General features: G+C 30.5%; 12 protein-coding genes, 1 pseudogene and 1 riboswitch. Of the genes and pseudogenes, 7 read left to right on the forward strand and 6 right to left on the reverse strand.

What is annotated here, in order from left to right; translation table 11 throughout:
* Positions 1-846: pseudogene (locus IC213_RS06310) on the forward strand (exosporium protein); the annotation flags it as partial.
* Between the two features lie 183 nt (positions 847-1,029).
* On the opposite strand, the gene dapB (IC213_RS06315) reads toward IC213_RS06310, so the two are convergent.
* A complete protein-coding gene (dapB, locus tag IC213_RS06315) occupies positions 1,030-1,785 on the reverse strand; it encodes a 4-hydroxy-tetrahydrodipicolinate reductase (RefSeq protein WP_227481877.1) in 756 nt (251 codons plus the stop codon).
* Positions 1,786-2,121: 336 nt separating this feature from the next.
* Here dapB (IC213_RS06315) and IC213_RS06320 point away from each other — a divergent pair, with 336 nt between their 5' ends.
* Positions 2,122-3,111, forward strand: a complete 990-nt coding sequence (locus tag IC213_RS06320) for an SPFH domain-containing protein (RefSeq protein WP_227433721.1) — start codon at positions 2,122-2,124, stop codon at positions 3,109-3,111.
* A 265-nt stretch (positions 3,112-3,376) separates the two neighbouring features.
* Here IC213_RS06320 and dapD read toward each other — a convergent pair whose 3' ends face one another.
* From dapD to dapA (IC213_RS06345), 5 genes are all read right to left on the reverse strand, one after another.
* Entirely contained in the window at positions 3,377-4,093 is a 717-nt protein-coding gene (gene dapD / locus IC213_RS06325) for a 2,3,4,5-tetrahydropyridine-2,6-dicarboxylate N-acetyltransferase (protein ID WP_227862858.1), read from the reverse strand.
* A gap of 195 nt (positions 4,094-4,288) precedes the next feature.
* Positions 4,289-5,038, reverse strand: coding sequence for a 4-hydroxy-tetrahydrodipicolinate reductase (gene dapB, locus IC213_RS06330; protein WP_227433723.1), 750 nt, complete (start codon positions 5,036-5,038; stop codon positions 4,289-4,291).
* A 67-nt stretch (positions 5,039-5,105) separates the two neighbouring features.
* Entirely contained in the window at positions 5,106-5,993 is an 888-nt protein-coding gene (gene dapA / locus IC213_RS06335; protein ID WP_227433724.1) for a 4-hydroxy-tetrahydrodipicolinate synthase, read from the reverse strand.
* 115 nt (positions 5,994-6,108) lie between these two features.
* On the reverse strand, positions 6,109-7,110 hold the full coding sequence (locus tag IC213_RS06340) for an aspartate-semialdehyde dehydrogenase (RefSeq protein WP_227433725.1): 1,002 nt from the start codon (positions 7,108-7,110) through the stop codon (positions 6,109-6,111).
* A 173-nt stretch (positions 7,111-7,283) separates the two neighbouring features.
* Positions 7,284-7,458, reverse strand: a riboswitch (Lysine riboswitch).
* A 77-nt stretch (positions 7,459-7,535) separates the two neighbouring features.
* Entirely contained in the window at positions 7,536-8,417 is an 882-nt protein-coding gene (gene dapA / locus IC213_RS06345) for a 4-hydroxy-tetrahydrodipicolinate synthase (RefSeq protein WP_227433726.1), read from the reverse strand.
* 323 nt (positions 8,418-8,740) lie between these two features.
* Between dapA (IC213_RS06345) and IC213_RS06350 the strand changes: the two genes are divergently transcribed.
* The 5 genes from IC213_RS06350 to hslO all read left to right on the forward strand — a co-directional run bounded on the left by IC213_RS06350 (position 8,741) and on the right by hslO (position 13,529).
* Positions 8,741-9,934, forward strand: coding sequence for an L-serine ammonia-lyase (locus IC213_RS06350; protein WP_227433727.1), 1,194 nt, complete (start codon positions 8,741-8,743; stop codon positions 9,932-9,934).
* A gap of 206 nt (positions 9,935-10,140) precedes the next feature.
* Positions 10,141-11,259 (forward strand): N-acetyldiaminopimelate deacetylase, encoded by a 1,119-nt coding sequence (locus tag IC213_RS06355; RefSeq protein ID WP_227433728.1) that lies wholly within the window; start codon positions 10,141-10,143, stop codon positions 11,257-11,259.
* Positions 11,260-11,515: 256 nt separating this feature from the next.
* Positions 11,516-11,749: a small, acid-soluble spore protein, alpha/beta type gene (locus IC213_RS06360; protein WP_227433989.1), complete on the forward strand. Its 234-nt coding sequence runs from the start codon at positions 11,516-11,518 to the stop codon at positions 11,747-11,749.
* Entirely contained in the window at positions 11,736-12,482 is a 747-nt protein-coding gene (locus IC213_RS06365) for a class I SAM-dependent DNA methyltransferase (RefSeq protein WP_227824470.1), read from the forward strand. The genes IC213_RS06360 and IC213_RS06365 overlap by 14 nt, the downstream gene beginning before the upstream one ends.
* A gap of 171 nt (positions 12,483-12,653) precedes the next feature.
* On the forward strand, positions 12,654-13,529 hold the full coding sequence (gene hslO / locus IC213_RS06370; protein ID WP_227433730.1) for an Hsp33 family molecular chaperone HslO: 876 nt from the start codon (positions 12,654-12,656) through the stop codon (positions 13,527-13,529).
* Positions 13,530-13,622: the final 93 nt, after the last annotated feature.

Genomic DNA, 13,622 nt, shown 5'->3' on the forward strand with positions numbered 1-13,622 from the left:
GGACCAACAGGGAATCCAGGAGCTGCAGAAGCAGAGGGAGCAGTAGGCCCAACAGGAGCAGTAGGAGCAACAGGTCCAACAGGAGCAGATGGAGAGGTAGGTCCAACAGGAAATACAGGAGCAACAGGAGCAGATGGAGCAGTAGGTCCAACAGGAGCGACAGGAGCAACAGGAGAAACAGGAGCAACAGGAGCAGTGGGAGCAACAGGCCCAACAGGAGCAGATGGAGTAGCTGGAGCAACAGGTCCAACAGGAGCAACAGGAGAAAATGGAGCAGTAGGTCCAACAGGGGCAATAGGAGCAACAGGTCCAACAGGAGCAGCAGGGGCAATAGGTCCAACAGGGGCAACAGGGGCAAATGGAGCAACAGGGGCAACAGGAAATACAGGAGCAACAGGAGCAGATGGAGCAACAGGTCCAACAGGAGCAACAGGAGCAACAGGAGTGTTGGCGTCAAATAATGCACAGTTTGTAGTGTCTTCTACAACCTTAACAAATAACTCATTAGTTACATTTAACTCATCATTTATAAATGGAACTAATATAACTTTACCAACAAGTAGTACTATAAATCTTGCAGTGGGAGGTATATACAATGTATCTTTTGGTGTGCGTGCGACACTTTCACTTGCAGGATATATGTCAATCACTACTAACTTTAATGGAACTGCTCAAAGTAACTTTATTGCAAAAGCAGTAAATACACTTACATCATCAGATGTAAGTGTAGGGTTAGATTTCTTAGTCGATGCCAGAGCAGCAGCTGTTACTTTAAGCTTTACTTTTAATTCAACTACATCAGGGACTTCAGCGGCTGGATTTGTCTCAGTATATAGAATACAATAATTTGCCATAGGGGAAAAAATATAAAATAGCAAATATAGTAATGTATAACAGTAGGTAAAATATTAACTGAAAAGTGCTGTTAACAAGAAAGAAAATGATGTAGAGGTTATAATTTTTTAGAAAGTATATTAAAAAATCTCAATCTATTTATAAATAGATTGAGATTTATTATGTATAAAAAAATTATCCTAATATATCTGACATTTTATAAAGCCCAGACTTTCTACCAACTAAAAATTTAGCGGCAACTATAGAACCATCTGCAAAGACTTCATCAGATTGAGAATGGTGACTTAATGTAAGAACTTCATTATCACCTGCAAATATAACATCATGGTCACTGATTATATTACCACCTCTTATAGAGTGTATTCCAATTTCATTTGATTTCCTTTTACAATCTCTACCATATCTTCCATATCTATTTTCACTTTCAGGTAAGACCTCTTTAATTGCATTGGCTATCATATTAGCAGTACCACTAGGAGCATCTTCCTTTCTGTTATGATGCTTTTCTATGATTTCAATATCAAAGCCTTCTAACATTTTTGATGCATCTTTAACTAATTTTATTAAAATATTTACACCTAGAGATGTATTTGAGGATAATAATATAGGAATATTTTTTGATGCTTTTTCTATTTTATTTAATTCATCCTCATCATATCCAGTAGTAGCTAATACTACAGGGGTATTGTTTTTTAGTGCGTATGATAAGATTGGGTCTAAAGTTTCATGATGTGAGAAATCTATTATAACATCAGCTTTTTCAGTTACATCAGTCATTGTCTTAAAAAGTTTCGTATCACCATGATAAGTATTTTCATCAGCAGACCTAGCTACACCACAAACTAACTCTAATTCACTATCTTTTTTTACACATTCTGCTAACACTCTTCCCATCGTTCCATTATAACCGCTAATTATAACTTTTAACATAAAATCCTCCTATGAAATTAATAAAAATTTGTTATATTTCTATAAGTTTATTTTATCACTAATATAATTTATATAAAATAATATTAGTCATAATAAACTTATAATTTGCTGGATATTAAAAAATTTTATTTATATTTAACATATATTAAATATAAGTTTGTATATCTTAAAATTTACTTAAAAATCAATATTAATATATTAAAATCAATAAAGATACATCTTTAAAAATATATAAATTTAGAGTATTAATTTTAAACCCAACAATTTGAGCATTAAAAGTGATATTATTAAATTAGAAGTATCTTAACTTAATATAATAAGATGGGAGAGGTGGCTATGTTAAATGAAGAAAAAACTTATCAAGAAAAGGATGCTAAAGCATTTAATGGAGTAGTAGCTTTGATAATGATTATCTTGTTTTTAGTAGTTTCAATAGGTGTTATGGTTTTTGGAATAATAAAACTTGACAATGGATTCACTGGAATAGGTTCGTTTATGTTAGTTTTAAGTATTTTATTTATAGTGATAGATTTTATACTGTGCTTTGGACTAAAAATGATTAATCCAAAAGAAGCTATAGTTCTAGTTTTATTTGGGAACTACTATGGAACTATAAAAAAAGAAGGATACTATTGGGTAAATCCATTTTGTTCAGCAGTAAATCCAACATCATCAGGAATTAATGTATCAAAATCTTCATCTACTGAAAAAGTAGATATATCCTCTAATCCAAGAGGAAAGAAAGTATCTTTAAAAACAATGACTCTTAATAATGAAAAGCAAAAAGTTAATGACTTATTAGGAAATCCTATTATAATAGGTGTTGTTGTAATTTGGAAAGTTATAGATGCAACTAAAGCTGTATTTAATGTTGATAATTATAATACTTTTTTATCAATTCAATGTGATTCAACTATTCGTAATGTTTCAAGACTTTATCCATATGATGTGTCTGAAGATGGTGATGAAAAATCTCTTCGTGGTAGTAGTCAAGAGATAGCAGATAAATTACAAAAAGAATTACAATCTAGGGTAGATATTGCAGGAATTGAAGTATGTGAAGTAAGAATTACTCACCTTTCTTATGCACCAGAGATTGCAGCGGCTATGTTACAACGCCAACAAGCAGAAGCTATAATAGCAGCACGTAAAAAGATTGTTGAGGGGGCTGTAAGTATGGTAGAGATGGCATTAACTAATTTAAGTGAGAATAATGTTGTGACTTTAGATGAGGAACATAAAGCAGCTATGGTGAGCAATTTATTGGTTGTTCTTTGTGGTAATAAAGATGCACAACCAGTAGTAAATAGTGGCTCAATTTATTAGTATAAAAGTAATATCATTAAATTAAGAGTATTTAATTAGTATGTAATAAAATCAAGAGTGCTTAGCTTGTATATAAGAAAATCAGTAAATTAAGGATATTTTAATTAGAGTGTAAGAAAATCAATAAATTAAAAATGTTTAAATTGCATGCAAGTAAATTAAGGTGATGTAACAAAGATAAATTAAATAGCTATAAAAAAGAGGGTGTCTCTAATGAATTAAATTCATATAGAGACACCTTTTAATCAATAATATTATTTTATAATTAGTCTAAGCTTCTAAGGTCTTCCATAAGTTTAGTCTTGTCAGCCGTTTTTTCGTCTTTCATTTTTATAACTTTAGCAGGAGAACCAGCAACAACAGCACCAGCTTCTACATCAGTAGTTACAACAGCACCAGCTGCAACAACAGCACCTTTACCGATTCTAACACCTTCAAGAACAACTGCATTAGCTCCTATTAAAACATCATCTTCAACTATAACAGGAGTAGCAGAAGGTGGCTCTAAAACACCAGCAACAACAGCACCAGCGCCTAAATGAACATTTTTACCAAGAGTACCTCTAGCACCAATAACAGCATTCATATCTACCATAGAACCTTCACCGATAACAGCTCCTATATTTATAACAGCTCCCATCATTACAACAGCATTTTTTTCTATAGTAACCATATCTCTTATTATTGCACCTGGTTCGATTCTTGCATGTTCACTTAAAGTATTTTTTAGAGGAATAGCAGAATTTCTTCTATCATATTCCACATGAGTATCTATTATATCGTTACCATGTTTATCTAATACTTCCATTATATCTTCATAGTCACCTACAAATACATAAGAACCATTGTTTCCAAATACTTTAAATTTATCAGTTGATTGGAAATGTAAAGAGTTAGTATTTACATATACTTTAACAGGTGTTTTCTTTTTAACTTCTTTTATATATCTTGCTATTTTATAAGCATCGTTTAAATTTACCATTTGTTAATTCTCCTTGTATTTCATTATATTTCTTTTATTATATACTCAGATATACTAATTTATCAACTTTAGTATATACTTACTACTATTTATTTTTTAATAGCATTATTATTTTAGCATAATATTGAGTAAATTTATTTGTTATATCATATATTTTTACTTGTTTATATTTTTTACTTGTGATATAGATTTTTACTATCCTAACATGCTATCCATGTTATAAAATCCTGGTTTTTGTTTAACCAAGTATTTAGCAGCAGCTATAGAACCACTTGCAAAAATACCACGAGATTGAGCTTGATGACTTATTGTAAGGACTTCATTATCTCCAGCAAATAGAGCATCATGTTCACCAACGATATTTCCACCTCTTATAGCGTGGATACCAACCTCATTTGGTTGTCTTTTTGCACTACGCCCATATCTACCATAATTATTTTCAACGTTTGGTAAAACCTCTTTTATAGCGTTAGCAATCATAACAGCTGTACCACTTGGGGCATCTACTTTTCTGTTGTGATGTTTTTCTATTATTTCTATATCGAATCCTTCTAATAATTTAGCTGCATCTTTAACCAATTTCACTAATACATTTACACCAAGAGACATATTATATGATTGGAATACAGGAATAACTTTAGCCGCTTCATGTATTCTATTAATTTCTTCATCATTATATCCAGTAGTAGCAATTACTAAAGGAGTTTTAGTTTTTAAAACATAAGATAAAATATTATCTAAATTAGAGTGATGAGAAAAATCTATAACTACATCAGCTTCTTCAACTATAGTATTCATATCTTCATAAATTTTAAGATTGCCTTCACAGCTATCCATACCTCTAGCTGCAACACAAACTAATTCTAGTTCACTATCATCTCTTATAGTATCGGCTAAAATCTTGCCCATTTTTCCATCATAACCAGTTGCTATAACTTTTAACATAATTTCCTCCTATGATTAAGGGCTAACTTTTGACCAAACTTAGTCTTTTATCATGCATTAATTTGTACTATGCATTAACTTTTAGTCCAAAGTTAACTAATTCTTTCTTTAATACCTCTAAGTTTGCTGGGTCCATTTCTGCTAGAGGAAGTCTTAAATCTCCAACATTGAATCCTAATAAATTCATTGCAGTCTTAACTGGTATAGGATTTACTTCTATAAATAAAGCAGCGATTAAAGCATCCATACCAAGTTGTAATTTTCTAGAACCTTCTATATCGCCTTCAAAGAATTTAGCCACTAAATCGTGTGTTTCTTGAGGGCAAACATTAGCAAGTACTGATATAACTCCTTGACCTCCTAAAGACAATAAAGGAAGTATAGTATCATCATTACCAGAGTAGATAGCAAAGTCGTCTGGAACTAAGCTAGCTATTTCTGCAACTTGTCCTAAGTCCCCACTAGCTTCCTTTACAGCAACTATATTATCTATCTTAGCAAGTTCAACTATGAGACTAGGGCTTATATTAACACAAGTTCTTCCAGGTACATTGTAAAGTATAATTGGAAGTTTAACACTGTTAGCGATTGTTTCAAAATGACGTTTAAGTCCAGCTTTATTGGCTTTATTGTAATAAGGAGTTATTATTAATAGAGCATCTACTCCTAATTTTTCAGCTTCTTGACTTAAATTAACTGAGTGCATAGTATCATTAGAACCACTTCCTGCGATAACAGGAACTCTTTTATTAACTTTTTCAACAACATACTTAATAGTAGCAAGTTGTTCTTCATCAGTCATAGTATTAGCTTCACCAGTAGTACCACAAGCTACTATAGCATCAGTACCGTTAGCGATTTGGTATTCAACTAATTCACCTAATTTGTCAAAATCAACTTTGCTATCCTTTGTAAATGGAGTAACTAGAGCAACAGCAGAACCTTTAAATATCATAAAAAATCAATCCCCTCTTTTTTAGTTTTGTGTTTTATATTACAGTTACTTCTAATGCTTATCTTTACTTATTATTAATATTTTACAAAATCATATATTTATACAAATTTGTATACTATACTAAATCATATGATATAGCCATTTCAGCTATTTGGATTGCATTAGTTGCAGCACCTTTTCTTATATTGTCAGCAACAACCCAAAGGTTTACACCATTATCAACACTAAAGTCTCTTCTAATTCTTCCAACAAACACTTCATCTCTATCATCAAATTCTACAGCAGTTGGATATTCATTTTTAGCAGGATTATCAACTACTACAACTCCTGGAGCTTCTTCAAGTGTTTTTACCAAGTCTTCTAATTCAAATGGATTATTAAACTCAATGTTTATAGATTCACTATGACCATTTTTTACTGGAACTCTTACAGTAGTTGCAGTTATTTTTAAGTCGTAGTTATCAAGTATTTTCATAGTTTCGTTTACCATTTTCATTTCTTCCTTAGTATATCCATTTTCAGTAAATGAATCTATATGAGGAAGACAGTTATAAGAAATTTGATGTGGATAGAATCCAGTAGGATTACCAGTCATTCCTTTTTCTAAATCTTCAACCCCTTTAACACCAGAACCAGATACAGCTTGGTAAGTAGAGTAAACAACTCTCTTAATTTTGTATTTGTCATCAAGAGGTTTAAGAGGAACCATAGCTTGTATAGTAGAGCAGTTTGGATTAGCTATTATACCTTTATGTTTTTTTATAGCTTCTGGATTTACCTCAGGAACAACCAAAGGAACATCTGGATTCATTCTCCATTGACTAGAGTTATCTACTACCAAGATTCCATTTGATGCAGCTATTGGAGCATATTTTTCACTAATGCTTCCTCCAGCAGAGAATAACGCTATTTGTATTCCTCTATCAGTAAATGAAGTTTCTTTTAATTCTTCTACTATATATTCTTTACCACAAAACATTACTTTAGAACCAGCAGATTTAGAAGAAGAGAATAAAAATAGATTTTCTATTGGAAAATTTCTTTCTTCTAATACTTTTAAAAATGTTCTACCTACCATTCCAGTAGCACCAACTATTGCCACATTTACTTTTTTCATATTAAATTCACCCCAATTTTTAATTATTAAAACATTATTTGATTTTAGCTATACAAGTAAGACATGTTAATATTTTTATATGTCTAAAAACTTTAATATTATATTAACAACTTTAATTATATACAAAAAACGTACAAAGGTATACTTTGTACGTCTAGTTTATCACTCAAAGTAAACCCTGTAGCTCATCACCTATACAAATAAGTGACAGTATTACACATCTTATGTGTAATCCCAGAAAATATTATTGCAAGAAATATTTTCTTCGGCTATAAATCCTTTTTCCAATCATTAACGCTTGCCAGCTCCTATTGGATACTCTTATTTACAGCTACCTCTACCCTAGGTTAATAGGATATTAAAATTTGATTATTCTAATAATAATACATATTTTAGAAAAAATCAACTTATTTATAGAAATATTGCTAAAATTTAAATCCAAAATTTGTCAATTCTTGTTTTAAGACATTAAGATTAGCTTCTTCCATTTCAGCTAAAGGAAGTCTTAAATCTCCAACATTAAAACCTAAAATATTCATAGCAGTTTTAACTGGAACTGGATTTACTTCTATAAATAAGGCGTCAATTAAAGTATCCATATCAAGTTGTAATTTTTTAGAGCCTTCAATGTCACCTTCAAAGAATTTAGTTACTAAATCATGGGTTTCTTTAGGGCATATATTAGCAAGTACAGAGATAACACCACTTCCACCTAATGATAATAGAGGTAGTATAGTATCATCATTACCGGAGTATATAGCGAAGTCTTTAGGCACTAATTTAGCTATTTCTGCAACCTGAGCTAAATCTCCACTAGCTTCCTTCACAGCAACTATATTATCTATTTTAGCAAGCTCAGCCACAACAGATGGCTTTATATTTACCTTAGTTCTTCCTGGTACATTATATAAAATAATTGGTAATTTAACGCTTTTTGCTATTGTTTCAAAGTGAAGTTTAAGACCTTTTTCATTAGTCTTATTATAGTAAGGAGTTATGATTAAAAGACCATCCACTCCCAATTTTTCAGCTTCTTGGCTCATATGAACAGACAACATAGTATTGTTTGAACCAGTACCTGCTATAACTGGTATTCTCTTGTTGACTTTTTCAACTGTATATTTTATTACAGCAAAAATCTCAGATTCACTCATAGTAGTAGCTTCACCTGTTGTTCCACAAACAACTAGTGCATCTGTGTCATTTTCAATATGGTATTCGATTAATTCACCTAATTTTTCAAAGTTGACATTGTTATCCTCCATAAATGGGGTAACTAAAGCAACAGCAGAACCTTTAAATAACATATAATCAAATCTCCTTTTTTATTTAAATTTAATTTTTTAAGTACAATAATAATTATAGTACAAATTAATTAATTTTAATAGGTATAGTTAATATCTTAACTGTATAAAGTAAGATATTTATATTATATTAATATTAAAAAAATTTAAAATAAATGTTTTATTCTCAAAATATGCATATTAATTTAATAAAATATACCAAAATGGAAATAAAAAATAAATTTTATGCGAATTTAATAACTAATAATTAATATATTTAGGTTATAATAAATATGTGCGTAAAAATAAATAATAAGCATTAACATAGAAAATTTAGGAGGAATAATATGGATACTTTAAAGGAACTTTTTAAAATAGGAAGTGGACCTTCAAGTTCTCATACTATGGGGCCACAAAGAGCAGCGGAAAGATTTAAAAATGAAAATCCAGATGCAGAAAGTTTTAGAGCAATATTATATGGTAGTTTAGCTGCTACAGGAAAAGGTCACTTAACAGATTATATAATTGAAAAAACTATAGCTCCAAAGAAAGTTGAAATCGTTTGGGAGGAAGATATAATAAAAGATTTTCATCCAAATGGAATGAAGTTTGAAGCTTTAGATAAAGATGGAAATGTGACAGCTGAATGGACTGTATATTCTGTTGGTGGAGGAACTATAGCAGAAGAAGGTCAAAGAAACAGTAAAAGCAATAGTATATATCACTTAGACACTATGGATGAAATAGTGAAATGGTGTAAAGAAAATAATAAAACTTTAGTTGATTTTGTGTTAGAATGTGAACCATCTGATATAAAAGACTATATAAAAACTATAAAAGATGCTATGAGAAAATCTATTGATGATGGACTAAGCACAGATGAAGTAATACCAGGTAAATTATTATTAAAAAGAAGAGCAAATAATTTTTATAAAGCGTATCAAGAAGATAAAAGTTTTTCAACACTTGTATATGCATATGCACTAGCAGCTTCAGAGCAAAATGCTTCTGGTAATATAATAGTTACAGCACCGACTTGTGGTTCTGCTGGGGTAATACCAGGAATATTCTTTGCAATGCAAGATTTTTATAAATACGATGATGAAAAAATAATTGAAGCATTACTTGTAGCTGGAATAATTGGAAATATAATAAAAACTAATGCATCAATATCTGGTGCAGAAGTAGGATGTCAAGGTGAAGTTGGAGCAGCTTGTTCGATGGCAGCGGCGGCAGTAGCGTATTTAAAGGGAGGTACTATAGACCATATTGAATATGCAGCAGAGATAGCACTTGAACATCATCTAGGAATGACTTGTGACCCTGTATATGGATATGTTCAAATTCCATGTATAGAAAGAAATGCAATGGCAGCTCAAAGAGCTTATGATGCAGCTAAGTATGCATTATTAACTGATGGCTCACATTCTGTCTCCTTGGACCAAGTCGTTGAAACAATGAAAGAAACTGGTATCGATATGATGGATAAATACAAAGAAACTGCAAAAGGTGGACTTGCTAAACACTTCTTCTCTTGCTAAAATTAAAAATTTTTCAATAATAATTCCCCTGTTTTGATTTATGAAACAGGGGAATTATTATTAATGGTGAATTATTTAATAATGCAAAATATTTTTATATTCAATTTAGTTTTTTATTTTTAAATATGAAAGTATATTATATAATATTTTAATTATAAGAGATATAGAAATATTTTTATAATAAATTATAATTTGGAGGAGATTACATGAGAGAGGCATCGTATTTACAAGAACAACTTTACAAGCATAGGAATGCATTAAATCCTATTGCAGAAATTGGAAGAAAAGAGTATAAGACTTCAAAATATATAAGGGATTATCTTGATAAAATAGGAGTTGAATATGAAGTTTATTTAGAAACAGGAATAGTAGGTGTGATAGAAGGCAAAAGGCCAAGAAAAGATATAGCTTTTAGAGCTGATATAGATGGTCTTCGTAGTGAAGAAGGTGTAAAACACTTATGTGGCCATGATGGACATGCTACTATATTGCTTGGATTAATTGAGTATTTAAATGATAATAAAGAAGATTTAAATGATAATGTTGTATTTATATTCCAACCAGCAGAAGAAGGGCCAGGTGGAGCAAAAGCATTGATAGATGCAGGTGTGCTTAGAAAATACAATGTGGATGAGATATATGGGCTTCATATATACCCAGAATTACCAGAAGGTTATGTAGGTACAAGAGAAGGATACTTCATGGCTCAAATAGGAGATATTGATATAGAAATAGTATCTAAAAGTGGACATGGAGCTATGCCACAAAATGGAATTGATGGTATAGTGATAGCTTCAAACTTTATAAGTTCACTTCAAACTATAGTATCAAGAAATATAAGTCCAATAGACAATGCAGTGTTGACTATAGGTAGAATTGAAGGAGGGGCTAGAAGAAATATAATAGCTGAAAATATAAAGATGGAAGGCACTATTAGATGTTTTAATCCAGAAGTGTATGAGAGAATGAAACTTAGAGTTAAAGAACTTGCTAGAGGCTTTGAATTGTCTTATAACTGTAAGGTAAATATAAATATTATGGATGATTATATAGCTGTTAAAAATGATAAGGACTTGTATAAAGAGTTTGTAGAAGCTGTTGGAAAGGATACGGCCATAGAATTAGACCCACTTATGATATCAGAAGATTTCTCTTATTATCAAAAAGAAGTTCCAGGACTGTTCTTTATGTTGGGTTCAAGAAATGAAAAAAAAGGATTTGTAAATGGACTTCATAATATAAACTTTAACTTTGATGAAAAAATATGTGTGAATGCACTAAATGTCTATGCAAAACTATTAAAATATAAAAAAGCAATAGATTAAAATATATTCAGTTTTGTAATGAATAAGTTGTAGATAGCTTATATAAAAAGGTCAATTTTTTTGGTAAGACTGTAAATAACATATATTAAAATTATAAATAACACATACTTAGAAAGAATAATTTTAAAAAGTCATAAATTTAAAATACTTACATTTAAAAACATATGAATTGATAAATACCCCTTACTTATTTGTATAAATTTCTTTTAATTGACAAAAATACAAATAAGAAGGGGTGATTTTTTTGAAAGAAAATATGAAAAGAGAAAAGAAGATAACTAATGGCAAGAATACTAAAATATTGACAAATGATGATATAATGAAATATGAGATAGCCTCTGAACTAGGTCTTATGGACAAAGTTGGAGAACGTGGGTGGGCAGGACTTACAGCTAAAGAAGCTGGAAGAATTGGAGGTATGCTTACATCACGCAAAAAGAGGCTGAGAAAGATTGTGGAGGGGCAGAATAAAAAGGATGAGTCAATATAGTGATTTTGCGTTTGTATATGATGAACTTATGAATGAAGTTGATTATGATGGATGGGTTAAATATATAGAAGATATAATAGCTAATGAAGGTGTAAAAGTAAAAAATATATTGGAATTAGCATGTGGTACAGGTAATCTCACAATTCCATTAACTAAAAAGAGCTATGATATAGCTGGAATTGATATATCTGATGAAATGCTTAGTGTAGCAAGAGAAAAGGCAGAAAAAGAAGGCGTAGAGTTAGTTTTACTTCAACAAGATATATCAGAGCTGGACTTTGATATATCCGATTTGGATTGTGTACTTTGTGCTTGTGATGGATTTAATTATATAACTTATGATGATGATTTAGAAAATGTATTTTCAAAAACATATGAATTATTAAAGAAAGATGGAATCTTTATATTTGATATAAGTTCATTTTATAAATTAGCCAATATATTAGGAAATAATATGTATGGAGAAAACCGAGAAGATATAGCTTATATGTGGCAAAATTACTTTGATGATGAAGAAAATTTGATTGAAATGGAACTGACATTTTTTATTAAAGATGAAGATGGAAAGTTTGAAAGATTTGAAGAAGTACATCAACAAAGGGCATATACTGAGGATGAAATAATTGATATGCTTAAAAAATCTGGATTTAGGGATATAAAATCTTATGGAGATTTTACATTTGAAAAACCTAATGAAGAAAGTCAAAGGATATTCTTTGTATGTAAAAAATAAGGCTTTTATTGTTGTGTACAAAAAGAAGTGTTATTAATATAAAATATTATTGGTAAAAATAAAAAAGGTAAAGTTTTCTGTATTAAAAATTAAAGTAATTTAAAGTAGTAATATAGAAAAAAATAATAGTATAGAAAAATAGTATGATTAACAAAATGTGGAGGAATACAGATGAAAGATTATGTACTAAGAGCGACATCAGGAAATGGTCAAGTTAGAGCATTTGTTGCAACTACTAGAAATACAGTAGAAGAAGCTAGAAGATTACATGAAACTACAAAAGTAGCAACAGCAGCACTTGGTAGAACATTAACAGCAACATCTATAATGGGATTGATGATGAAAAATGACAGTGATAAATTGACTGTAATAATAAAAGGTGGTGGACCAATTGGAACTATCATCGCAACAGCAAATTCTAAGGGGATAGTAAAAGGCTATGTAGGAAATCCTCATGTAGAAGTTGAAGATTATCCAAATGGAAAGTTGAATGTTGCAGCAGCAGTGGGGACAGAAGGTGTTGTAAAAGTTATTAAAGACTTAGGTCTTAGAGAGCCATATAATGGAACTTATCCATTAGTAAGTGGAGAAATTGCAGAAGACTTTACTTATTACTTTGCAGTGTCAGAACAAACTCCATCAGTGGTAGCTTTAGGTGTTCTTACAAAAGAGGATGAAGTTGAGTTTGCTGGAGGCTTTATAGTTCAATTAATGCCAGATGCAGAAGAAGAAACTATCGCAAAATTAGAAGAAAATGTAGCTAAATTACCTTCAATAACTAATATGTTAAAGGAAGGAAACTTACCAGAAGATATATTAAATAGAGTTTTAGATGGTTTAGAGCCTAAAGTACTTGATACTTGTGAAGTTGGATTTGAGTGTGAGTGCTCAAAGGAAAGAGTGAAAACTGCTTTAGTGGCAATAGGGAAAAAATCTTTGGCTCAAATAATAGAAGAAGATAAACAGGCAGAAGTTGGATGTCAGTTCTGTAACGAGAAATATATGTATAGTGAAGAAGAGTTGATTGAAATTTTAAAGGAAATGTAGAATAAAATGAATGTGGAATATTAAAATAGTAGCATTAATAGTGAAATATTAAAATATCAGTATTAATATAGAAATTTAAATATAATTCATTAA

The organism is Clostridioides sp. ES-S-0049-02 (genome assembly GCF_020658465.1).
Classification (GTDB): Bacteria; Bacillota; Clostridia; order Peptostreptococcales; family Peptostreptococcaceae; genus Clostridioides.